This window comes from Amycolatopsis sp. NPDC004625 (genome assembly GCF_040609695.1).
Lineage (GTDB): Bacteria > Actinomycetota > Actinomycetes > Mycobacteriales > Pseudonocardiaceae > Amycolatopsis.
In genome coordinates this window covers 21,705-40,949 of the sequence record NZ_JBEXKX010000010.1, presented here as the reverse complement: position 1 = coordinate 40,949, position 19,245 = coordinate 21,705, and the positions used below count along the sequence as shown (strand labels likewise).

General features: G+C 69.1%; 27 protein-coding genes. 12 read left to right on the top strand and 15 right to left on the bottom strand.

The window, feature by feature from the left end; translation table 11 throughout:
* Nucleotides 1-41: 41 nt before the first annotated feature.
* From ABZW17_RS13570 to ABZW17_RS13540, 7 genes are all read right to left on the bottom strand, one after another.
* Nucleotides 42-938: a tyrosine-type recombinase/integrase gene (locus ABZW17_RS13570; RefSeq protein ID WP_354813001.1), complete on the bottom strand. Its 897-nt coding sequence runs from the start codon at nucleotides 936-938 to the stop codon at nucleotides 42-44.
* Nucleotides 939-1,020: 82 nt separating this feature from the next.
* A complete protein-coding gene (locus ABZW17_RS13565; RefSeq protein WP_354813000.1) occupies nucleotides 1,021-1,221 on the bottom strand; it encodes a hypothetical protein in 201 nt (66 codons plus the stop codon).
* Nucleotides 1,222-1,354: 133 nt separating this feature from the next.
* Nucleotides 1,355-1,858 (bottom strand): GNAT family N-acetyltransferase, encoded by a 504-nt coding sequence (locus ABZW17_RS13560; RefSeq protein ID WP_354812998.1) that lies wholly within the window; start codon nucleotides 1,856-1,858, stop codon nucleotides 1,355-1,357.
* 31 nt (nucleotides 1,859-1,889) lie between these two features.
* The gene (locus ABZW17_RS13555; protein ID WP_354813354.1) at nucleotides 1,890-2,675 is read right to left on the bottom strand and encodes an IclR family transcriptional regulator; all 786 of its coding nucleotides are present in this window, start codon (nucleotides 2,673-2,675) and stop codon (nucleotides 1,890-1,892) included.
* A 131-nt stretch (nucleotides 2,676-2,806) separates the two neighbouring features.
* Nucleotides 2,807-3,505 (bottom strand): family 16 glycoside hydrolase, encoded by a 699-nt coding sequence (locus ABZW17_RS13550; RefSeq protein WP_354812996.1) that lies wholly within the window; start codon nucleotides 3,503-3,505, stop codon nucleotides 2,807-2,809.
* A gap of 82 nt (nucleotides 3,506-3,587) precedes the next feature.
* A complete protein-coding gene (locus ABZW17_RS13545; RefSeq protein WP_354813352.1) occupies nucleotides 3,588-5,048 on the bottom strand; it encodes a PH domain-containing protein in 1,461 nt (486 codons plus the stop codon).
* A 68-nt stretch (nucleotides 5,049-5,116) separates the two neighbouring features.
* Complete coding sequence (locus ABZW17_RS13540) at nucleotides 5,117-5,626, bottom strand: PH domain-containing protein (RefSeq protein ID WP_354812994.1); 510 nt, start codon at nucleotides 5,624-5,626, stop codon at nucleotides 5,117-5,119.
* Nucleotides 5,627-5,798: 172 nt separating this feature from the next.
* Here ABZW17_RS13540 and ABZW17_RS13535 point away from each other — a divergent pair, with 172 nt between their 5' ends.
* Both ABZW17_RS13535 and ABZW17_RS13530 read left to right on the top strand, forming a co-directional pair.
* The gene (locus tag ABZW17_RS13535; protein WP_354812992.1) at nucleotides 5,799-6,716 is read left to right on the top strand and encodes a PAC2 family protein; all 918 of its coding nucleotides are present in this window, start codon (nucleotides 5,799-5,801) and stop codon (nucleotides 6,714-6,716) included.
* Nucleotides 6,716-7,459, top strand: a complete 744-nt coding sequence (locus tag ABZW17_RS13530; protein WP_354813350.1) for a class I SAM-dependent methyltransferase — start codon at nucleotides 6,716-6,718, stop codon at nucleotides 7,457-7,459. The genes ABZW17_RS13535 and ABZW17_RS13530 overlap by 1 nt, the downstream gene beginning before the upstream one ends.
* Nucleotides 7,460-7,475: 16 nt before the next feature.
* Here ABZW17_RS13530 and ABZW17_RS13525 read toward each other — a convergent pair whose 3' ends face one another.
* Entirely contained in the window at nucleotides 7,476-8,462 is a 987-nt protein-coding gene (locus ABZW17_RS13525; protein ID WP_354812990.1) for an MCE family protein, read from the bottom strand.
* Between the two features lie 70 nt (nucleotides 8,463-8,532).
* Entirely contained in the window at nucleotides 8,533-9,720 is a 1,188-nt protein-coding gene (locus ABZW17_RS13520) for an FAD-dependent monooxygenase (protein ID WP_354812988.1), read from the bottom strand.
* Between the two features lie 121 nt (nucleotides 9,721-9,841).
* Between ABZW17_RS13520 and ABZW17_RS13515 the strand changes: the two genes are divergently transcribed.
* Nucleotides 9,842-10,492, top strand: coding sequence for a TetR family transcriptional regulator C-terminal domain-containing protein (locus ABZW17_RS13515; RefSeq protein WP_354812986.1), 651 nt, complete (start codon nucleotides 9,842-9,844; stop codon nucleotides 10,490-10,492).
* Here the strand turns inward: ABZW17_RS13515 and ABZW17_RS13510 are convergent.
* Both ABZW17_RS13510 and ABZW17_RS13505 read right to left on the bottom strand, forming a co-directional pair.
* On the bottom strand, nucleotides 10,489-10,764 hold the full coding sequence (locus ABZW17_RS13510; RefSeq protein WP_354812984.1) for a YggT family protein: 276 nt from the start codon (nucleotides 10,762-10,764) through the stop codon (nucleotides 10,489-10,491). The genes ABZW17_RS13515 and ABZW17_RS13510 overlap by 4 nt on opposite strands.
* A gap of 137 nt (nucleotides 10,765-10,901) precedes the next feature.
* The gene (locus ABZW17_RS13505; RefSeq protein WP_354812982.1) at nucleotides 10,902-12,062 is read right to left on the bottom strand and encodes a right-handed parallel beta-helix repeat-containing protein; all 1,161 of its coding nucleotides are present in this window, start codon (nucleotides 12,060-12,062) and stop codon (nucleotides 10,902-10,904) included.
* Between the two features lie 185 nt (nucleotides 12,063-12,247).
* Here ABZW17_RS13505 and ABZW17_RS13500 point away from each other — a divergent pair, with 185 nt between their 5' ends.
* Entirely contained in the window at nucleotides 12,248-12,568 is a 321-nt protein-coding gene (locus tag ABZW17_RS13500) for a hypothetical protein (RefSeq protein ID WP_354812980.1), read from the top strand.
* A gap of 291 nt (nucleotides 12,569-12,859) precedes the next feature.
* Here ABZW17_RS13500 and ABZW17_RS13495 read toward each other — a convergent pair whose 3' ends face one another.
* Together ABZW17_RS13495 and ABZW17_RS13490 are read right to left on the bottom strand one after the other, a co-directional pair.
* Nucleotides 12,860-13,135 (bottom strand): hypothetical protein, encoded by a 276-nt coding sequence (locus ABZW17_RS13495; RefSeq protein ID WP_354812978.1) that lies wholly within the window; start codon nucleotides 13,133-13,135, stop codon nucleotides 12,860-12,862.
* 166 nt (nucleotides 13,136-13,301) lie between these two features.
* A complete protein-coding gene (locus ABZW17_RS13490; RefSeq protein WP_354812976.1) occupies nucleotides 13,302-13,574 on the bottom strand; it encodes a hypothetical protein in 273 nt (90 codons plus the stop codon).
* Nucleotides 13,575-13,606: 32 nt separating this feature from the next.
* Between ABZW17_RS13490 and ABZW17_RS13485 the strand changes: the two genes are divergently transcribed.
* Together ABZW17_RS13485 and ABZW17_RS13480 are read left to right on the top strand one after the other, a co-directional pair.
* Complete coding sequence (locus tag ABZW17_RS13485; protein WP_354812974.1) at nucleotides 13,607-14,128, top strand: GNAT family N-acetyltransferase; 522 nt, start codon at nucleotides 13,607-13,609, stop codon at nucleotides 14,126-14,128.
* A gap of 57 nt (nucleotides 14,129-14,185) precedes the next feature.
* Nucleotides 14,186-15,076: an aminoglycoside phosphotransferase family protein gene (locus ABZW17_RS13480; protein ID WP_354812972.1), complete on the top strand. Its 891-nt coding sequence runs from the start codon at nucleotides 14,186-14,188 to the stop codon at nucleotides 15,074-15,076.
* Here ABZW17_RS13480 and ABZW17_RS13475 read toward each other — a convergent pair.
* Entirely contained in the window at nucleotides 15,036-16,451 is a 1,416-nt protein-coding gene (locus tag ABZW17_RS13475; protein ID WP_354812970.1) for an XRE family transcriptional regulator, read from the bottom strand. The two genes, ABZW17_RS13480 and ABZW17_RS13475, sit on opposite strands and share 41 nt — an antisense overlap.
* A gap of 140 nt (nucleotides 16,452-16,591) precedes the next feature.
* On the opposite strand from ABZW17_RS13475, the gene ABZW17_RS13470 reads away from it, so the two are divergent.
* A complete protein-coding gene (locus ABZW17_RS13470) occupies nucleotides 16,592-16,738 on the top strand; it encodes a hypothetical protein (protein WP_354812968.1) in 147 nt (48 codons plus the stop codon).
* Here ABZW17_RS13470 and ABZW17_RS13465 read toward each other — a convergent pair.
* Nucleotides 16,735-17,082, bottom strand: a complete 348-nt coding sequence (locus tag ABZW17_RS13465) for a GntR family transcriptional regulator (protein ID WP_354812966.1) — start codon at nucleotides 17,080-17,082, stop codon at nucleotides 16,735-16,737. The two genes, ABZW17_RS13470 and ABZW17_RS13465, sit on opposite strands and share 4 nt — an antisense overlap.
* Before the next feature lie 117 nt (nucleotides 17,083-17,199).
* Here ABZW17_RS13465 and ABZW17_RS13460 point away from each other — a divergent pair, with 117 nt between their 5' ends.
* From ABZW17_RS13460 to ABZW17_RS13440, 5 genes are all read left to right on the top strand, one after another.
* Nucleotides 17,200-17,454, top strand: coding sequence for a hypothetical protein (locus ABZW17_RS13460; RefSeq protein ID WP_354812964.1), 255 nt, complete (start codon nucleotides 17,200-17,202; stop codon nucleotides 17,452-17,454).
* A 1-nt stretch (nucleotide 17,455) separates the two neighbouring features.
* Nucleotides 17,456-17,953: a hypothetical protein gene (locus tag ABZW17_RS13455; protein ID WP_354812962.1), complete on the top strand. Its 498-nt coding sequence runs from the start codon at nucleotides 17,456-17,458 to the stop codon at nucleotides 17,951-17,953.
* Entirely contained in the window at nucleotides 17,950-18,186 is a 237-nt protein-coding gene (locus tag ABZW17_RS13450; RefSeq protein ID WP_354812960.1) for a hypothetical protein, read from the top strand. The genes ABZW17_RS13455 and ABZW17_RS13450 overlap by 4 nt, the downstream gene beginning before the upstream one ends.
* A 114-nt stretch (nucleotides 18,187-18,300) precedes the next feature.
* Entirely contained in the window at nucleotides 18,301-18,966 is a 666-nt protein-coding gene (locus tag ABZW17_RS13445; protein ID WP_354812958.1) for a hypothetical protein, read from the top strand.
* A gap of 136 nt (nucleotides 18,967-19,102) precedes the next feature.
* A complete protein-coding gene (locus ABZW17_RS13440) occupies nucleotides 19,103-19,228 on the top strand; it encodes a hypothetical protein (RefSeq protein WP_354812956.1) in 126 nt (41 codons plus the stop codon).
* The last annotated feature ends 17 nt before the right edge of the window (nucleotides 19,229-19,245 follow it).

Here is a 19,245-nt window from a genome sequence, read left to right as displayed (position 1 = left end):
GTCGTCTCGATCTTCCGTCTCGTTACCGACTGGCTTTCCCCCTAGAAGCGGTCACCGCGCCTCAACTGCTGAGCTTCAGCCTTCGCTCGGGCATCAGCCGCGGACGCGCCGTAACGCTTGACCATACGGTCAGAGGTCCACCCCATCTGGCGCTGCAAGTTGAGGGTGTTCCCGCCAGCCACCTGGTGATCGTGGGCTTTGGTATGCCGGAGCTGGTGCGGATGTAGGTCGGGTATGCCAATCAGCCCGCCGCGAGCATGGAGCATCTGCCGGATGCCTCCAGGGCTCATCGGTCCGCGGAGACCTAGCCAGAAGTCCGGTAGATAGTGCAGGCGGTGCTTCTGGCGCTCGCGCCTGTAGCGGTCCAGCGACTGCCAGGTCCGGAACCCGGATGGGTAGAGCAGCCGGGGCCGCTGCCCCTTACCCATGATCGGGATCGCCTTGCCGACGAAGTCGACCTCTTCCGCCTGGATGCCGCAGAGTTCGGAAATGCGCGGCCCGCAGTCAGCAAGCAGGCGGATGATCGCCTCGTCGCGACGTGACCGGAAGTCCTTCCCCGCGCACGTCTTCACCAGCGCGGCCAACTGGTCGTCTTCGAGGACGGGGACGGGCGGCTCGTACCACTCAGGGATGGGCATCCCCGCCATCGGGTCCTCATCGGCGAGGCCCTCGCGCACGCGCCACTTGCAGAAGCGGGAGAGGCCGGCATAGCGAGTCGCCAGGGTGTTCTGGGAACGGATCTCCCGGAGGTCCGCCAGCCATTGGCGGATGTTGTCGCGGGTCAACTCGTCGTCGACAGGCTCACGCCCCTGCTCGACAAGCCAGCGGGAGAACCCCAGGACCGCGTGACGGTAGGTGTCGACGGTGTGGGGACTCTTCCCGCTGGCCCTCAGCTCGAGGTCGAAGCTCGCGAAGAGGCTATGTAGCAGTTCGGACACGAACTCAATTTATCACCTGAGGGCGCGCTATGCTACCGTCGCAACTCAAGATCAAGGATCATAAGGCCAGGTCAGCAAGCTTTCAGCGCGAACACGGCTCACGCCATACCGGCACGTTAACGACCGAGTCCGACATTTTTCGCAGCATCGGGTCCTCGGGCACGACCGTGAAGCGCCACTTGTCCACGCCGCCGCCCATGATTTCGGCGTACCGGCGGGCGCCGTCGGCGTTGGCGAAACGCACCTGCTGGCCGTTCGTCAGGTGGGTGATCTTGACCGCCACAACAACCTCCCGAAGTCTGTGGGCCGGCCCGCGGAGCTTCCCCCTCCGGGACCGGCAGGCACAGTAGAACACATGTTCGACCGCCTGCGCCACTCTCTCCCCCAAGTAGGGGAGCGGGAGAGAAAACCGCAGGTCAGAGCGGTCGGATCAGCGCAACGCGTGGCCAGGCGTCCAGGCCACGGGCCGCCTCGGCGAGGCGGATCGAGCGCAGCCCGGGGCCGAATTCCGCCTCCGGGACGACCCTGAACCCCAGCCGCTCGTAGTACGGCGCGTTCCATGGCACCGCCGCGAACGTCGTCAGCGTCAACGCCGTCAGCCCGCGCGAAGCAGCCCACTCGGCGAGCGTCTCGATCAAGGCCTTGCCGAGCCCGCGGCGCGCGTGGGACGGCCGGACCGAAACCTGCTCGACGTGCGCGCACCCGTCGACGACGTCCGCGATCAGGTAGGCGACCGGCCGGTCGGCGGCGTCGACGCTCACCCACGCGCGGCCGGCCGACTGGTACGCCGCCAGCTCCGCCACCGAGCCCGGGTCGTCGTCGGCGATCGCGGCCATGCCGACGTCGCGGAAGAGCGCGCCGGCCTCGCGTTCGACGTCGATCAGCGCGGGCAGGTCGTCGGGACGCGCGAGCCGGATCACCCGGGCAGTTCTACGCGCCCGCGCGGGTTTCTCACAGCGAATAAGACGAGATCGACCGCTGGATGCGGATCGCGTACTCCTGCAACGCGGTGATCGCCGTGTGCCGGGCCTCCTCGGTGATCCGGGCGGCCGGGCCGGCCAGGCTCAGCACCGTCGGCCGCCTGCCGATCGTCTGCACCGGCACCGAACACGCCCAGACACCTTCGTCGAGTTCGCCGGAGCTCACCGCGTACCGGTTCTCCAGCGCCGACTTCAGCTCGTCGCGCACCGCCGGGCCGCGCTGCTCGACGATCGACGCCCACCGCCGGTCCCGCTCGATTTCGGGCAGCAGCGCGAGCAGCATCTTGCCGGACGCGCCGACGCCGAGCGGCAGCGAATGCCCCGGCTCGAACGTGAAGCGCATGGCGCGGTCGCACTCGACGCGGTCGGCGCACACGGCGGAGTCGCCGAACTGCTGGAACAGCATCACCGTCTCGCCGAGTTCCCGCGCCGCTTCCTCCATCGCCGGGCGCGCCAGCCGGACCATGTCGTTCGCCAGCTGCGCGGCCCGCGCCAGCGGCATCACCTGGCTGGTCAGGTGGTAGTGCCCGGCCCGGCCCTCCTCGAGCAGCTGGAGCTCCTTGAGCAGGGCCACGTAGCGGTAGGTCGTGGCCACCGGGCTGCCGATGGTCGCCGCGAGCTCGGCGACGCTGGCTTCCCACCGGCGCTCCGAAAAGGCCAGCAGCAACTGGAGGACCTTGCGGGAACTGCTGGCACCGGGCGTGCGGCGCGGGGAAGTGGTGGCGGAACCGTCGACGCTACTGACGGCAGGCGTCATCATGACCTCTCGGTGAGACAAAAACGTCCTTCGCTATCACACGGGGTGAATAAATTAGCACGTAGTGTGAAACGAAGGCCAGGTATTGCCGGCGGCGGGGCCGCGAAAGGCCCGCCGCCGGCCCACCTGCGTCACATCGTGAGGAATTCGCCCGGTTTCGTCACCACCGGTGACTCGACGTAGAGCCCGCGGTACTCGTCCTGGATCCCGGAGTTGTGCACCTGCAGCGCCAGCGGGCCGACCCGGCCGGCGGTCTTGTCGGTGAACCGCAGCACTTCGACGCCCTTGCAGGTGACCGCCGTGCCGGTGAGCGGGCAGCACGCCATCCGCGCCACGCCGGTGGCCGCGTCGCCGATCAGCTCGCACTGCGCCCACTTCTTGATGTCGATGGTCGTGTGCGGCAACTGCTGGAACAGTTTCCCGCCGCCGTCGTTGTGCCCCGGCCGGTAGTCCCAGTGCCCGCCGTTCGGCGGCTGGAACTGGATGGCGCTCAGCGCGTCGCGGATCGGGTCCGTGGTGCCCCAGATCAGCACGGTCGGTTTGTGGTTGCCCTTGACCTGGCGGACATTGAATATCCACCGGAACGTGCCGACCTGCTGTTTGTTGTAGTACAACCAGCCGCGTGCGGTGCCGTTGCCGTGGATGACGCCGCTTTTCGCCGACCACAGGCCGGCCTTCGACGACGTCCACGGACTCAGGTCCGTGCCGTCGAACATCGAAACCAGATTCGGGTCGCCGTAGGGGTTTTCCGCGGCGGCCGCGGCCGGGGCGGCGAAGGCCGAAGCCACGACGATCCCCGCGGCGAGTACGCCGAAGAGCCTGCGAAACATTCTGCCGTCCTCTCGTGAACGCGAACTGCGGTCGAGGGTTTCGGACGGCGGAATGCACGCTACGAGCCGCGCCGGTGAACCGTCAACCGCGGTCCCGGTCACCGGTGAGGAACGGCGTCAGCAGGCCGGGGACGGCCCGGTCGGCGAGCGCCAGCCCGTCGCTCTCGCCGACGTCGAGCACCTGGTACTTGCCCTTGCCCGCGGCGACCGGCGCGATCAGCGTGACCAGGCCGGCCCGGCGCTGGAAGTACGAGCGCTCGACGACGATCCCGGTCAGCCCGTCGCAGCGGACCGCCGCCGTACCGCGGTCGAGCGAACCCGACCGCGTCACCAGGTAGCGGCCGGCGAGCGCGTGGCCGAGGCCGCGGTAGCGGTCCCAGCCGACGAGCGCGGCGAACGGCACCAGCACGAGCGCGACCTGCCACGGCCAGTCCGGCAGCGCACCGAGCCACGCCAGGCCGTAGAGCGCCGCGGCGAGCAGCAGCACGCTCAGGACGGCCCGGGACAGCCGCCGGTACAGCGCGCGGCGCGGGTGGCGCACCAGCGGCGTCGCCACCGGGTCTTCGCGCAGCACTTCGGCGACGACTTCGTGTGCGCGCGTCAGCGGCGCCGGCGGCAGCAGCAGGCTGCCGCCCTTGTCGGCGCTCTTGCCCTCGCGCAGCCCGGCGGCGATGGCGACGCAGCGGGCGCCGCCGGCCAGCCGCAGCGGCAGCGGCTCGCGGATTTCGGCGCCGCGCAGACGGTCCTCCTCGATCGACACCGACCGTGTGGTGATCAGCCCGCGCCGGACGTGCAGGGTGCCGGCGGGTTCGCGGGTGAGCCGGAAGTTCCAGAACGACAGCACGTACCCGCCGGCCGACAGCAGCGAGACGAGCACCAGCAGCCCGACGGCGGCGAGTACCACGCTCAACCACGCCGGCGTCTCGGCGAAGTGCCCGACGACCGCCTGGACCAGCGAGAACTGGATCGGGTCGAAGTGCAGTTCGTGCGCGAAGTGGTAGACGGTGCCGACGGCCGCCCCGACCACGGCCAGCCCGGACAGCGTGAACGGCGCGTACCGCAGCCACCGCTTGTCGACCGCGGCGATCAGCTGCTCCGGCGGCGCGGTGGCTTCCTCGGAGACGGCCTCGGCCTTGCGGTGCAGCAGGAGCGTCCGCAGCCGCTGGGCCTCGGCGACGGTGACGGCGTCGAGGACGAGCTCGTCCTTGCCCGGCCCCTTGCCGTGCGAGTGCCGCCCGGTGCCGATCCGCGCCGCGGCCAACGAGAACAGCCGGTGCTTCGGTTCGGACGTGACGTCGACCGTGCGGATCCGGTCCCGGGGGATCGCGCGCTGCTTGCGCAGCAGGAGCCCGGTGTGCCACTCGACCTGCGCCTCGGTGATCCGGTAGCGCGAGGTCAGCACGTGCGAGACACCGGTGAACACGGCGATCGCGGTGAACACGAGGCCGATCCACTGCCACGGTTCGCCGTGGCCGAACAACAGCGCGCCCGCCAGCACCGGCAGCGACTTCACCAGGTCCAGCACGGGCCGGATGAGCAGCATGCGCCGGTCGAGGTGGTGCCACGGCGCGTCCTGCGTGCCCTCGGCGGGCGGGGTGATCACTTCGGTGCTCACGTCGCGTCCCCTCGCACCGCCTGGGTCGTCTTCGTCAGCTCGTCGGCCAGCGCGAGTGCGCGGTCGTGCGCCAGGCCCGAGATGCGCAGCGGGCCCGCCGCGGACGCCGTCGTCACGGTGATCTTCGCCAGCCCGAACAGCTGCTCGAAGGGATCGCGCTCGATGTCGACGGTCTGGATCCGCGACACCGGCGCGATCCGCCACTCCTGCTTCAGCCAGCCGGACTGCGTGAAGACGGCCTCGCCGGTGACCTCCCAGCGGTGCACGCGGTAGCGCCACTGCGGCATCACGATCAGGTGCAGCGGGCCGAGCACGCCGGAGATCACCAGCGTCACGGTCAGGAACGCCGGAGCGTCGTCGCTGGTCACCACGATGAGCGTCTGCACGCCGAGGAGGATGATCCAGACGATCGAGGCGGTCACCGTCCAGTAGCCGATGGCCCGGCGGCTGACCCGGTGCGCCGGCGGCCGCAGCCGCAACGCCGTGTTCGTGGTGTGTTCGCTCACGGCTCAAGCGTGCCCGATCGGGGCCTTGCCTGCCCACGACACTTGTCACGATGACGATCCGAACCGGCTTCGAACGCGTGGCGTTACGATCAGCGACACCGTCGGCGGAATGGAATCCCACCCGGGCTGTGTTGTGCTTGACGGAGAGACGTGTGAAGAGCAGGAGGATCCGGTGGGATTCGATCCCGACGACCTGTACGAGGTGGACTCGGACGTCCCCGACCTGACCGGGGCGGTGCTGTTGCACCACTTCGAAGGGTTCATGGACGCCGGCTCGGCGGGCCGTCTGCTGGCCGAGCACCTGCTGGGCGCGGAGCACCGGGTGATCGCCCGCTTCGACGTCGACCGGCTCATCGACTACCGCTCGCGGCGGCCGACGATGACCTACGCGGTCGACCACTGGGAGGACTACGACGCGCCGGAGCTGGTGGTGCACCTGCTGCACGACACCGACGGCACGCCGTTCCTGATGCTGTCCGGCCCGGAGCCGGACCACGACTGGGAGCGGTTCTGCGCGGCGGTCCGGAACCTGGTCGAGCGCTGGGGCGTCCGGGTGACCGCCGGGTTCCACGGCATCCCGATGGGGGCGCCGCACACGCGCCCACTCGGCGTCACCGCGCACGCCACCCGCAAGGACCTGATCGGCGACAACCAGCCGCTGCCGAACCGGCTGCAGGTGCCGGGCAGCCTCGCCGCGCTGCTGGAGTACCGGCTCGGCGAGTGGGGCCACGACGCCATGGGCTTCGCCGCGCACGTGCCGCACTACCTCGCGCAGTCGACGTACCCGGCGGCGTCGCTGATCGTGCTCGACGCGCTGAGCCGCGCGACCGGCCTGAGCCTGGCCGAGGGCGAGCTGCGCGCGGCCGCGGAGCTGGCCGACGCCGAGATCAACCGGCAGGTCGCCGAGTCCGACGAGATCGCCGACGTCGTGCGCGCCCTGGAGCGGCAGTACGACACGTTCGTCGAGGCGTCGGAGCGGGACAGCCTGCTCGCGGAGTCCGTCGAGCACATGCCGACGGCCGAGGAGCTCGGCTCGCAGTTCGAGCGCTTCCTCGCCGAGCAGAACGGCGGCGACGGTCCCGAACGGTGATGGAGCGCTACGACGAGATCGGCGTCGGCTACGCACTCGGGAGGCGGACTGATCCGCGCTGGCTCGCGGCGGTGCTCGACGCTCTCGGCGACGCCGCATCGGTGCTCGACGTCGGGTCCGGGACGGGTTCGTACGAACCGCCCGGCCGGCGGGTCGTCGCGGTCGAGCCGTCCGCGGAGATGATCCGGCAGCGTCCGCGCGGTGCGGCACCGGTCGTGCGCGCTGTCGCGGAGGCGCTGCCGTTCTCTCTATCAGTGTTCGAGGCCGCGCTCGCGGTCCTGACTGTGCACCACTGGGGTGACTGGCGCCGCGGTCTCGACGAGCTGCGCCGCGTGTCCCGCCGCCAGGTCGTGCTGGCTTACGACACCGCGTTGCACAGCGACTTCTGGTTCGTGCGGGAGTACGTGCCGGAGGTCGCCACGCTGGAACGGTCCCGTCCGTCGGCGCCGGAGATCGCGGAGCACCTCGGCGCGGCTTCGGTGCACGTGCTGCCGGTGCCGTGGGACTTCACCGACGGCGTCTTCCCGGCGTACTGGCGGCGGCCGGAGGCCTACCTCGACCCGGCGGTGCGCCGGTCGTGTTCGGCGCTCGCGCAGACGTCGCCGGCGGCGGTGGACCGCGGCATCGCGCGGCTGCGGACGGACCTCGAGTCCGGTCGCTGGCATGCCGAGCACGCCGGACTGCTGGAGTTGCCGGAGTGGGACGCGGGGTTCCGGCTCATCGTCGCCGGATCGGCCTCCTAGCGAACAACACGAAGACCTAGCCGTGGCAGCCCTCTTCGTTGAGCGGCCCGATCGACGGCAGGAGCAGCCCGCAGAGGTAGCCGTCGATGAACCGGCCGCTCCCGGCGATGTTCGTGCCGAGCCGGACCAGCGGGGCGAGGCCCCGGATGCCGGCGGCGAGTGCGTCCTGGTTGCGCTGCAGCATCGACGTCAGCCGGTCGAGCTGCGTCAGCACCGGCCCGAGCTGCACGTCCCTATCACTGATCAGGGCGGACAGCTCGGTGGCGAGCCGCCGCGAGCCGTCGAGCAGGGTGCTGATCGCGGTCTCGCGGTTGCTCACCTCGCCGAGCAGCTGGTTCCCGTCGGCCAGCAGCCGTCGCACCTGGGCTTCGCGGTTAACGAGCGTTTGCGATACGACGCGCGTGTTGCCCAGGAGAGCGGCCAGCTTGCTGTCGCGGGACGCGAGCGTGTCCGAGAGCCGCGACAGTCCGGTGAGCGCGGCGCGCACACTGTGCGGAGTGTTCGTCAGCGTCGCCGACAGCGTGTCGAAGCTCTTCGCCAGCTGCGCGGTGTCGATGTGGTCCACTGTGGACGAAAGCCGGCCGAACGCCGTCAGGATGTCGTAGGGCACGGTGGTGCGGGACCGCGGGATCGGCGTCCCCGGGTCGAGCGTGCCCGTGCCCTGCGGGTCGAGGGCGAGGTACTGCTGGCCGAGCACGGTCTTCAGCCGGATCGACGCCCCCGACGCCTCACCCAGCCAGGCGCCCTTGACCCGGAACGCAACGAGCACGTGGTCGCCGCGCAGCCGCACGTCCGACACGTGGCCGACCTCGACGCCGGCGATGCGCACGTCGTTGCCCTCGGCCAGCCCGGCCGCCTCGCTGAACTCCGCCGAGTACGTCGTGCCGTCCCCTATCACTGGTAGGGAGCGTGCGTTCAGTGCGGTGACCACACCGAGTGCGAGCACGGTCAGCCCGGCGAGCGCCGTCCTGACCGGGGCATCGGCGGCCCGGCGTGGTGACATGGCGTCGAGGGTGACGCAGGCCACGCCGGGCCGCCAGCCGGAACCCCCGATGAGACGAAGATCGGCGGCCTCACGCGGCGGTGAGCGCGGGGTACTCGCGGTACTCCAGCGCGTTCGCCGCCCGGTCGGTCATCCAGGTGAAGATGCTCCCGAACACGCGCGTGTTCAGCATCCGGTAGGCGCGGTTGCGGCTGCGGATCTTCGCCGCCGTGCGCGGCGCGAGGAAGTTGCCGGAGCCCTTGCCGTTCTTCTGCCCGACCGTGGCGGGCTTGCGCAGCCGCTGCTCGTACTTCGCGAACGCCGTCACGTGGTCGCCGCCGGCCGCCGCGAGCTCGCCGGCCAGTACCTGCGCGCCCATCATCGCCAGGCCGGTGCCGGACCCGCCGGGCCCGGCGCACCAGGCGGCGTCGCCGAGCAGCACGACCCGGCCCCTCGACCACTGATCGAGATGGATCTGGCTGATCGAGTCGACGTACAGGTCGTCGGCCGCCGGGAGGGCGTCGAGCAGCTTCGGCGTCTCCCACCCGGTGCCGGCGAACAACTGCGCGAGCAGCGCGCGCTGCTCGCCGGGCGTGCGGCGGTGGAACTCGACGCTGTCGGCGGCGAAGACCAGGCTGACGTGCAGCTTCCCCGGCAGCCGGTGGCTGCCCACGCTGAGGCCGCGGCCGGGCTCGTTGTACATGACGCTGGTGTGGTCGAGCCCGAGGTGGTTGGGCGCGGTGTAGCCGGCGATGCCGAAGCCCAGGTCGCGCCGGAAGTCCCGCTCCGACCCGAACGCCGCGGCCCGCACCCCGGAGTGCACGCCGTCGGCCCCGACGACCAGGTCGAACTTCCGCGGTGCCCCGCGGGAGAAGGTGACTTCGACGCCGTCGGCGGTCTCGGTGAGGCTCGTGACGCGGTCGCCGAAGACGTATTCGGTGTGGCCCACGGTGTGCTCGTAGAGGATCCGCGCGAGATCACCGCGCAGGATTTCGACCTCCCCGCTCCAGGCGGCGCCGGGCACGGTCAGCGCGGGACGGCCGTCGAGGCCGAGCACGGTCTGGTCGCCCATCGCCGTCTCGTACCGGCGCACCTCGTCGAGGACGCCCATCGCGGCCAGCAGCTTCACCTGCTCGCCGCGGAAGTCGACGGCCTGGCCGCCGGGCCGCGGCGCGGGCGCGGACTCGACGACGGTGACGCGGTAGCCACCGCGGTGCAGCCAGTGGGCGGCGGACGGGCCGGCGATGCCGGCCCCGGAAACGAGCACGGTCTTGGTCATCGGGAGTTCCTCTCGGGTCGGTGGTGACGACTCCGAGACTGCGCACGGCCGCTGACCGTCCCCGCACCATCCGCTGACGGCTCGGCCGGTGCGGAGCGGTTGCAGTCGCTAACATGGCGCGGTGGACCGCTCCGCCGAAGGCCGGATCCAGGAGGACGGCGAGGAGATCGCCGAGGCGCGCATCCTGGCGGCCGCCGCGCAGCTCATCGCCGAAGAGGGCTTCGGCCGGATGAAGATCGGCGGCGTCTGCGCCCGCTCCGGCTACGCGCGGTCGGTGGTCTTCCAGCACTTCGGCGACAAGGACGGGCTCGGGCGGCGGCTCGTCGAGCACGCCGTCGAGGAGTTCACGAACGTTTACAGCGAGGCTGTCGCGGCCCGGACCGGGGCGGCCACCGCGACGCCGATGGACATGCTGCGCGCCCTGCTCGACATCATCTTCGAGCTGATCCGCACGATGCCGACGCTCAACCAGGCGTTCCTCGTCCTCTGGGGCGACGCCGCGGCCGAGTACTCGGGCCTGCGCGGCGCGCTGACCGAGGCCGACCGCCGGTTCCGGTTCGCCATCGCGCAGACCGTGGCCAGCGGGGTCGCGGACGGGTCCATCACCGGCGTCCACGACCCCGACTCGTACGCCTCGGCGTTGCTCGCCCAGCTGCGCGGGATCTCGATGCAGGCCCTCATCGACCCCGACGGCGTCGACCTGCGGGGCCTGCGCACCGAGCTGGAACGCGGCGTCGACCGGCTGTCCGCCGGGTTCCGCGGCTCGCTCTAAAGGGCGTAGACGATGCTCCGCAGCACGATCACGCCGACGAAGACCAGCGTGAAGGCGAGGTCGAGCGAGATCCCGCCGATCCGGACCGGCCGCACGACCCGCCGGACCGGCCCGATCACCGGTTCGGTGGCGGCGTAGGCCAGGCCACGGGCGCGGCGCGCCCACGGCGGCGTGTCGGTCACCATCCCGACCCAGTCCAGCACCATCCGCGCGACGAGCACGAGCAGGTACAGGCTGAGCAGGAAGCCCAGCAGCGTCCCCAATGCACCCATGGTCCCTCCGTTCTCCTACCCCGAGAACGCGTGGGTGGCGCGGCGAGTGCCAGTTCTGTCCGGTTCACAGCATTTCAACAGGTTCACCACGTCGGGCGTGGGCCGGCTCACCCGCCCGGCCCACGCCCGGCGACGGCTCAGCCGAAGGTGACGACGAGCCGGCCGTCGGAGGCGAACGACCACTTCATCGTCCCGGCGTACGCCGAGCACCGGGAGCCGTTCTTGCCGGTCCAGAACTGGTCGGAGCTGTCGACGCTGCCGACGGTCTTGTCGTTCGACCCGCCACTGGCGAAGCGGCACGACGTGTCGTTGCGGAAGACCGACGTCCCGGTGTCGAAGGAGAAGTTGCGTTCGGTGTTGTCGATGCCGACGTTGTCGGAAACGGTGATCGTCCCGGGGTTGCTGTTGTAGGTGAAGCCGTGGTGGCCGTTGCGGTAGGCGATGTCGCGCCGGACGATGTGGTTGACCGCGATCTTGTCTCCGCCGAGCTTGTAGCCGTTGCGGTCGCCGTTCTTGTTGACGGTGCCGTTGGTCAGGGTGCCGTTGCTGTAGGACAGCGAGTCTTCGATGGTCACCGGGCCGATCGGGCCGGTGTCGGTCTTGGTGTAGAGGTCCCAGCCGTCGTCGATGTTGTTGTGGGAGACGTCGTAGCGGAAGACGTTGCCCGGGCCGGCGGTGAGTTTCGCGGCGAAGCCGTCGGCGTCCTCGCCGTCGGAGTCGGCGTTGTCGTGCGATTCGGAGCTGACGACGAGGTTGTTCGACGGCCACTGGTCCTTCGGCGTGCTCGACGCGATCCGCGAGATCTGCAGCCCGGAGTCGTGGTTGAAGCGGGTCACCACGCGTTCGATGACGTTGTTGCTGCCGCCGACGAAGATCCCGTTGTCCCCGGCACGTTCGACGACGATGCCGGCGACCCGCCAGTACGACCCGTTGAGCGCGAGGCCGCGGTTGGCGGGGTCCTCCTTCATGGCGGAAAAGTTCAGCACGGGCGTCTCGCCGGGGTAGGCCGACAGCGTCTTGCGGGCGCTGGACGTGCCGCTGTTGGCGGGGGCGATGGTGACCGTCTGGGCGTAGGAGTAGGTGCCGCCGCGCAGGGAAATGGTGCCCCCGGCGGTGATCCGGCTCAGGGCCGACGGCAGGGTGGTGGGGTCCGCCTGCGTGCCGGCGGCGGAGTCCTTGCCGCCGGGCGCCACGTAGAGGGTGGTCGCGGCGGCCGTGGCCGGTGGCGCCAGCGCGGCCACCGTGACCAGTGCGGCAGCGGCTGTAAGCGCTTTCTTGATGCTTCCGTACGAACTCATGCGCGCCTCCTTGCGGGCAAGAATCGACACCGAATCCGAGAGCGCTCCCAGCGTTGGCGGAGAACGGGATCTTCGGTCAGGCGACGGTAGCACCGGGTACGCCGGACGCGAGTGGGCCAAGCGGGTCGTCTGCGCTGAAAACGCTTTCAGAGCGACGCGCCCGGCCCGGGGTACATACTCTTCCGGTGCCGAACTCCCCGGACTTCCCGTTCCACGGCCGCCTGGTCTGGCTGACGCCCGGCCAGGGCGGCCGCGCCGCGGGCCCACCGCAGCCGACCGACCGTGGTTACGCGGCGAACGCGTTCGTGCCCCCGCGAACGGCCGAGTCCGGCCTGGCGTCGTTCGTCCTGCGCGACTTCGAACCGGGCGCCTCGGTGACGTCGGCGGCGGGGCGCTGGCTGGTGGTCGGGAACGCCGGCCCGTACCTGGTCCGGGCGGGCACGGTCGTCGTGGTCACCGAAGGCCCGAAGCCGGTGGGGTACTTCCACGTCGAGCGGGTGGAGTGAGGGGGCTCGTGGCGAACCTGGTCCGTGGCCGCGAAACGGGCCCGGCATGGATGATGGTCCGGTCAGATAGCAGCGACTTGACCGCTGCCTCTCGGGACCGTTTGAGAAAGTGTGCCCTCGGCAGGATTCGAACCTGCGACACCTGCCTCCGGAGGGCGGCGCACCGTTGCATGTCGTGCGGGCCCTGAACTGCGCAGACGTACTACGTGTGCACGATTGGCGGCCATGTTGGGAACGCATTGGGAAGGCGCGATGCACCAACGGCAGTTCATGTAACTCGCTGGACTAAACTCATTCCGGAGTGTGACGGACTTGACTCTGTGTTGCCGTGTCGAAGTTTGAGGTGTCGGCAGGGCTGGCTCCGGCACCGTCGGCCGGTACCTCGACCCACAGCGGTCGGTTCCGGAGTGTGCTGGCGGTGAGCACGCGGGCCTCTTCGAACTCGCCGGGGCGTCTTTCGTAGACGACGGTCGAGTCGGGCAAGACGTGCCAGCGGTCGACCGCATTGGCCTGGCCGGTGACGACGTAGGTCGTCGCGCCGGTCAGGTCCGGCGGGGTGTCGTCCATCGAATACTCCTGGTGGTGACGCGTGCCGTTCCTGCCGCGGGCGTGCGAGTGCTGTAGTCCGCCGCGCAGCAGGAACGGCACGCTGTGACGCACCGAGGCGGGACCTTCCCCGTCTCGCCCCGGTCACCCCAACGTAGAACATGCGTTCGAGTCCGGCAATGTGACGTCAGCAAGGTCGGTAGGCGGTGACCTGGTGGCCCTCGCCGTGCTGCTGCGTGAGGGTCAGGTGGCCGATCTGCGGACCAGGATCGGGGCGGGGCGCGCTGGCGAGGCCGCCGAAGTCGAGCTGGCAGGCGTCCACAGCGAGTGTGCCTGCCGGGCCGGGCTGCGTTGCCTGGCCCGGCAGCCACAGGCGGTTGACGTAGGCGCCGGGGTCGTCCACCCGGGCCGCGAGGGCTCGGACCGCTCCGGGGCAGTCTCCGCCGCCGTGTGCGGCCACCAGCTGTTGCTGCGCGGCCGGGCAAGCACCGGATGACGCTGGCCAACGGCGGCAGCGGCTACCACCACGCGTACCTGCTCTCCACGCAGGTGTGCGTCCTCTGCTGGGCCCGCCGCCGCCCCCGGGCGCGCTGGCTTGTTGTCGACCACCGCACGCCGATGCCCGCAGAGCGGGCCGACCAGCCCGAGGATCGCAGAGCGCAGATCCTGGTGGTCGCCCGCCGGCCAACCACCCGCGCTGGGGTGGGCCAGCTTGAGATCCGACTTCACGACGTCGTGATTGCAAGCGCCGATCTGCAGTTGTGCGGGGTCGACGCGCGCGGGATCGTCCGTCATGTCCAGGTTGACCCCGCGCACCGTCAACGCGGGTTCGGCACGTTGCTGCTCGACGCCGCGATCGCCCGCGGCCCCGGCTACCACTGGTCGACGACCAGCCTTAACCAGTCCGAAGACGCGCAGGACTTCTGGGCTTACCAGGACCCTGCCGAACCACTGCACCTCGGAGAACCGCACTACTGCACCCACATGCGAGAAGCCAGCGGCGAGTGGGTTTGAGCCGTCGGGGTATCTACTAGTGTCAGGAAGAGTTCGGATGCAAGGGAGGAGACCAAATTGAGTCAGGCCGAGGGTTTGACTGAGAAGACGGCCCTTGAGGCTGCGGAAATCGCCTGCGGGAAAGTCGGCATCGACGGGACGGGCGCCGAACTGATCAGAATGGGATCCAATGCGGTCTTCCGACTCAAAGGACAAATTATCCTCCGAATCGCGCGAGAAAGGGAGGGATTCAAGAGTGCCCGGAGGCAGGTGGGCGTGGCTCGCTGGCTGGAGTCAGAGGATTACCCCGCAAACAGGGTGCTCGACGTTCGGCAGCCAGTTGACGCACTGGGCCACCCAGCCACCTTTTGGGTCTCGGTTGCAGAAAAAGAAGCATACGCATCGGTAGCTCAGGTTGCCGAAGTCATTCGAGATCTTCATAAGCTCCAGGCGCCGGATTCCCTGCAGCTCGAACAAAAGCAGCCATTCGACGAAATTGCCGAACGCCTGAACGCGGCGCGCAGTCTCTCCGGGAACGACGAGAGATTCATGCGGCAGCGCATTACGGAGCTATCGCACCAATACGCCGAATTGCAATTTCTCTTACCGCGGGGCGTGATTCATGGCGACGCTAACATTGGCAATGTGATCTTGACTCGCGATGAAGCCCCATGCCTCATCGACCTGGATAGCTTCTGCATTGGCCCAAGGGAGTGGGACTTGGTGCAAACAGCACTCTTTTTCGAGCGATTCGGCTGGCATTCGGCGGACGAATACAAGAGATTCGTCGACATCTACGGATTCGACATCATGAAATGGTCGGGATACGAAACGCTGGCAAGCTATCGAGAGATTTCAATGACGCTCTGGCTGGCCGCAAGCGAGACCGAGAAGGCGGCGAACGAGGTTCGTAAGCGCGTCATCGCAATCAGGAACGGCGGAGATCGCCGCGACTGGTCGGCCTTCTAGCATCTTGCGTAGTCCACAGCCGCGTCATCGAAACCCTTTCGATGAAATCAGCTGATTCCGCGGTCCTACCCACGCGGTCGAGGCGCGTACGAAATTCGCCAACGTACGCGCCACACCTGGCAGATTTAAGTGTCTCGCCGATCTCGATCGCTTTGAGGGCAACTTCGCATGCCTGCGATACATCGCCGCTATCCAGATGCGAATCCGCAAGAACCATGGTCGCAAAAAAGTCGCTCCGCACGTAGCCGCTGGAGGTTGGACCGAGCGACTGCGAAGCAAATGCGACACCGTCAACGGCCCGGCCGAGGTCTCGGTTGCAGTGTCCGAGTTCAGCGGCCAATTCCGCTTCATTGAAGTAGGAGAACCAGTCGGCCGGGTCGTTGTCTGGATCGCGCCTTTCAAATTCCTTCACCGCTGAAGACATCGCTTTGTCGCACGCGGGCGCATCTCCCAGTCTTGCGAGAGCGCGCGCCTCCATCGCGTAGAAATGCGCCGCAGCACTTGGCGACCCCGAGAGGGTTGTTCCCATTCGCGCCGATCGCGCCAGATTTGCGGCTTCTTTATAGCGACCGAGAAAGTTGGCCTGATGGCTCATCGCGTCCAGGATGCTGGCGCCAAGAAGCCGATCGTTAACACTCTCCGATATGCCCAACGCCTGAATAAAGTACCTCTGCGCCAACCCGTGCAATCCCGCGTCATATGACATCCACGCGCCGAGCAGTGTCGCCTGAGTTGCTGCTTTATAAAGGTCGTGCCTCAGTGCGTCGTTTTCCGTAAAACCTCCAAGCAAGCCGACCAGATCCGTGCGCAAGAATTCGATTAGTGCACTGCGCGCGTGACCGCCGCCGTGTGCCCCGTCGAGTCCGTCGAACATCGCAGTCGTTTTCTGGATGCCCTTGATGTCGGACTCGCCGACCTTGCGCTTTCCTGTGTCACTCAAGACGTCGTCGCGCGTCGACACCAGCCACGACAACGCGGCCTCATTCCAAGCGGCGGCATTCACCGGGGCGTCGACGAGAACCGCCATGCCGGCGAGATCGGCTTGCCACAGCCGCGAGGCCGCGAGAACGCCGTCAGTCAGACGGCCCGGATAGTCCAGGCCCAGGTCGGCGCGCACCTTTTGCGCCTTGCCAAAGCCGACTTCGTCGAGGCCGATTCGCCGGCCGAGACGCTGAGCAAGTGCGGACGTGATCGCCGTCCGCGTCTTGCCGTCGCGAGGCACCATCCCGTCGAGCCAGCGGCGCACGTACGTGTGCGTGTACGTCTTTCCGTCCTGCTGCCCGACCGCGCGAGCGAAGACCTTCAGGCCGACGGTCCCGTCATCCCGTAGATAGCCCGCCTCCAGCATCAGGGCTTCCAACTGCTCGTTGCCCACTCTCCTGCCTCCCCGCCCGAGTGTGCCCCCAGTGTACGAGTGCGCCCCCTAGTGTGCCCTGTCATTGCAGCTCAGGGGGCTGTTTCATGGAGTTATCAACATCAACCAGCCAACGCAACGAACATCCTTGGAGGCCCCCAATGGCGAAGAGCCCGTTCAACCTGGCCGCACTCGCCCTGGTGATCAATCACCCGCACGACGCAGCTGGGATGGTGACATCCGTGAAGGATCACGGCACCAACGCGATCGACGGCGTAGTGCAGCTTTTCCGCGATCTCGGCAACTAACCGCGGCTGGCTCGCAAGTCCTCGACGGACGCCCTCAACACCTTGACCTCGGATTGCAGGTCGGCAACCTGGGTCGCCAGTTGGTCCAAAGTCAGTGGGGCCCGGCCTGGCGTTGAGCTCACGACCCGACCCACGCCCGGACGAGAGACGATCCAGCCTTCTTCCTGCAGAAACCCCAAAGCACGCTGAGCAGTGCCGACAGCAACTTCGAAACGTGAGGCGATTTCGCGCTGATTCGGCAGCTGAGCACCAGGCAATAGCTTCCCTGACTGAATCTCCTCGCGCAGCTGCTGGGCGATCCACTCAAACGCTGCCCGACCTGCACGTTCTGCCTGGCTTTCCATGTGGCAACCGTACCGCACCCGAACCTCTCCGAACTAGTTCACTCGATCGGCCTATTCCGAGTCTGAACTAATCCGGATTAGTCTGGAGTGGTCCGCAAGACGAAGGGAACAGATCCGATGAGGAACGCACACCCCGCCCGCCGTCAGTCCGAGATGGACGCGGTCGAGCTGGACTTCGACTACTTCGGCGACACCACCGGCCTGGCCGGTGACAGCGCCCTGGCCGAGCCCTTCGACGACTTCGCCGACCTGGTCGACCTCTACGCGGAGCTGGCGGAGATCGAGGATGCGCTGGCCGAGCTGGAGGGCCCGATGGCGCCGGTGTTCTCGCTGCCGATCGCGGCCCCCCGTGAGCTGGGGGAGGTGGCCTGAGATGGGCAGCAGCACGGTTCGCGGGCTGGCGTTGTTCGCCGCGTTGCAGGCGACGTTCGCCGACATCCACCCGCTGTGCGACCAGTGGTTGCAGTCCGGTGAGGACGCCGCGGGCAAGGGCAAGCCGGGCCGGGAGGGCGCGAAGCACTGCGCTCGCCACGTGGCCAGCTACACCGCCGGGCAGCTGGGTGCCGCGGTAGCGGTGACGCGGGTGCTCGGGTTCCGGGTGCCGCTGCGGGCACTGGCCGCGGGTACCGCGGTCAACGCGGTCACCCACTTCGTGATCGACCGCCGGGAGCCGCTGAAGGCGCTGGCGTGGCTGGCCGGGTGCCAGGACTATGTCGAGCACGCGACGGTGCAGCGCCGGGACGGCGTGGTCGACGTCTCGGGGCCGGGGACCGCGCTGATGGAGCTGGACCAGGCCGCGCACCGCGCGATCGGGGTGGCCGCGTCGCTGCTGACGACCTGGGTGGCGCTGCGCTACGGGAGGCGATCGTGAGGCAACGCCTGTTCGTCCCGGCCGCGTTCATCCGGCTGCTGGCCACGATGCCGTCCGCGGACGCGGTCCGTGAGGACCGGGAGCACTGGCTGGACATCGCCTTCCACATCATGGTCGGTGAGTTCGACGGCCCGCACGGGCTGAGCGCGATGCGCCTGGCCCAGGTGTTCCGGGCCGAGCTGTTCGCCGCCCGATACGAGGCCGAGATCGGCCCCGCGGTTCTCGCCGCCTGATCCCCTGCACCACCTGTTTCCGCTCATTCCGCGCACCTATTCTCCGCTTTTCCGCATTCGTCTCGGGGCAGCGCCATGCCTGCGCCCGGCTCGATCCGCTCGAAAGGACCGCTGATGACCGCCACGCTGACCACCCCGGTCGCGGCCCGGTTCCGTGCCCTGGCCGACACCTTGACCCGGAACGCTGCGGTGCTGGCGGCGGCCGGGCTGCCGGAGATCGTGACCGGTGTCCGGGTGACCGTCTACGGCGACGTGGCGGCGCAGCTGCGGTTGCTGGCCGAGGCCGAGCAGACCCCGGCGGGCAACCCGCTGGTCCTGGTCCGCGACACCGGTGCGGGTGTGGTGGCGCGGCGGTTGGAGATGCTGGCAGGGCTGCTGGCGGGCAACGCCCGGGTCCTGACGCGGCGAACCCGGGATGCGGTGATGCACCGCCGCGCCGGGGTGTACCGGGATGTCGCCGCGCAGCTGCGGTTGCTGGCCACCCAGGAGCGGGAAGCTGCGGTGGCAGCGCTGCCGCGGACCAGCCGGGCGCCGCTGTCCAACGCCGCCCCGCTGTCCCGGGTCACGGTGCAGGCGGCCGGCCGGGCGGGCCGGGTGCGGCCGGAGTTCCTGGACGCCCTGGTCACCGCGATGGCGAAGCGTCGGCGGGCCGGATGGAGCGTGGCGCGGCTGACGCTGTGGCTGCGGACCACGCTGCGGGACCCGCAGACCGACCAGGTCCACCCCTGCGCGCAGCGCAGCTTCGTCTCCTACGTCACCGCCCTGCTGCGCGCCGCCTGACGTCCGCGCGGCGGCTTGCCGCGAGGTCGCAAACGACGCCGAGACCCGCGCCGACACGTGGCGCCCCGCTCCTGCGCTGAGCCTCACTCACCCCCTGCCAGCACGTCCCTGATCACCCGATGAGAGGAGCCCTGCTGTGACCACGAACGACTCCGGCACCTACCACGACCGGGTAATGCGCGACACCGAACGCGCCGAGGCCGCCCGCCGCGAAGCCGCCCGCCAGGAGGCCGCCCGCGAGGCCGCCGCCCGGCGCCGCTGACCCCCTCACCCTCGACT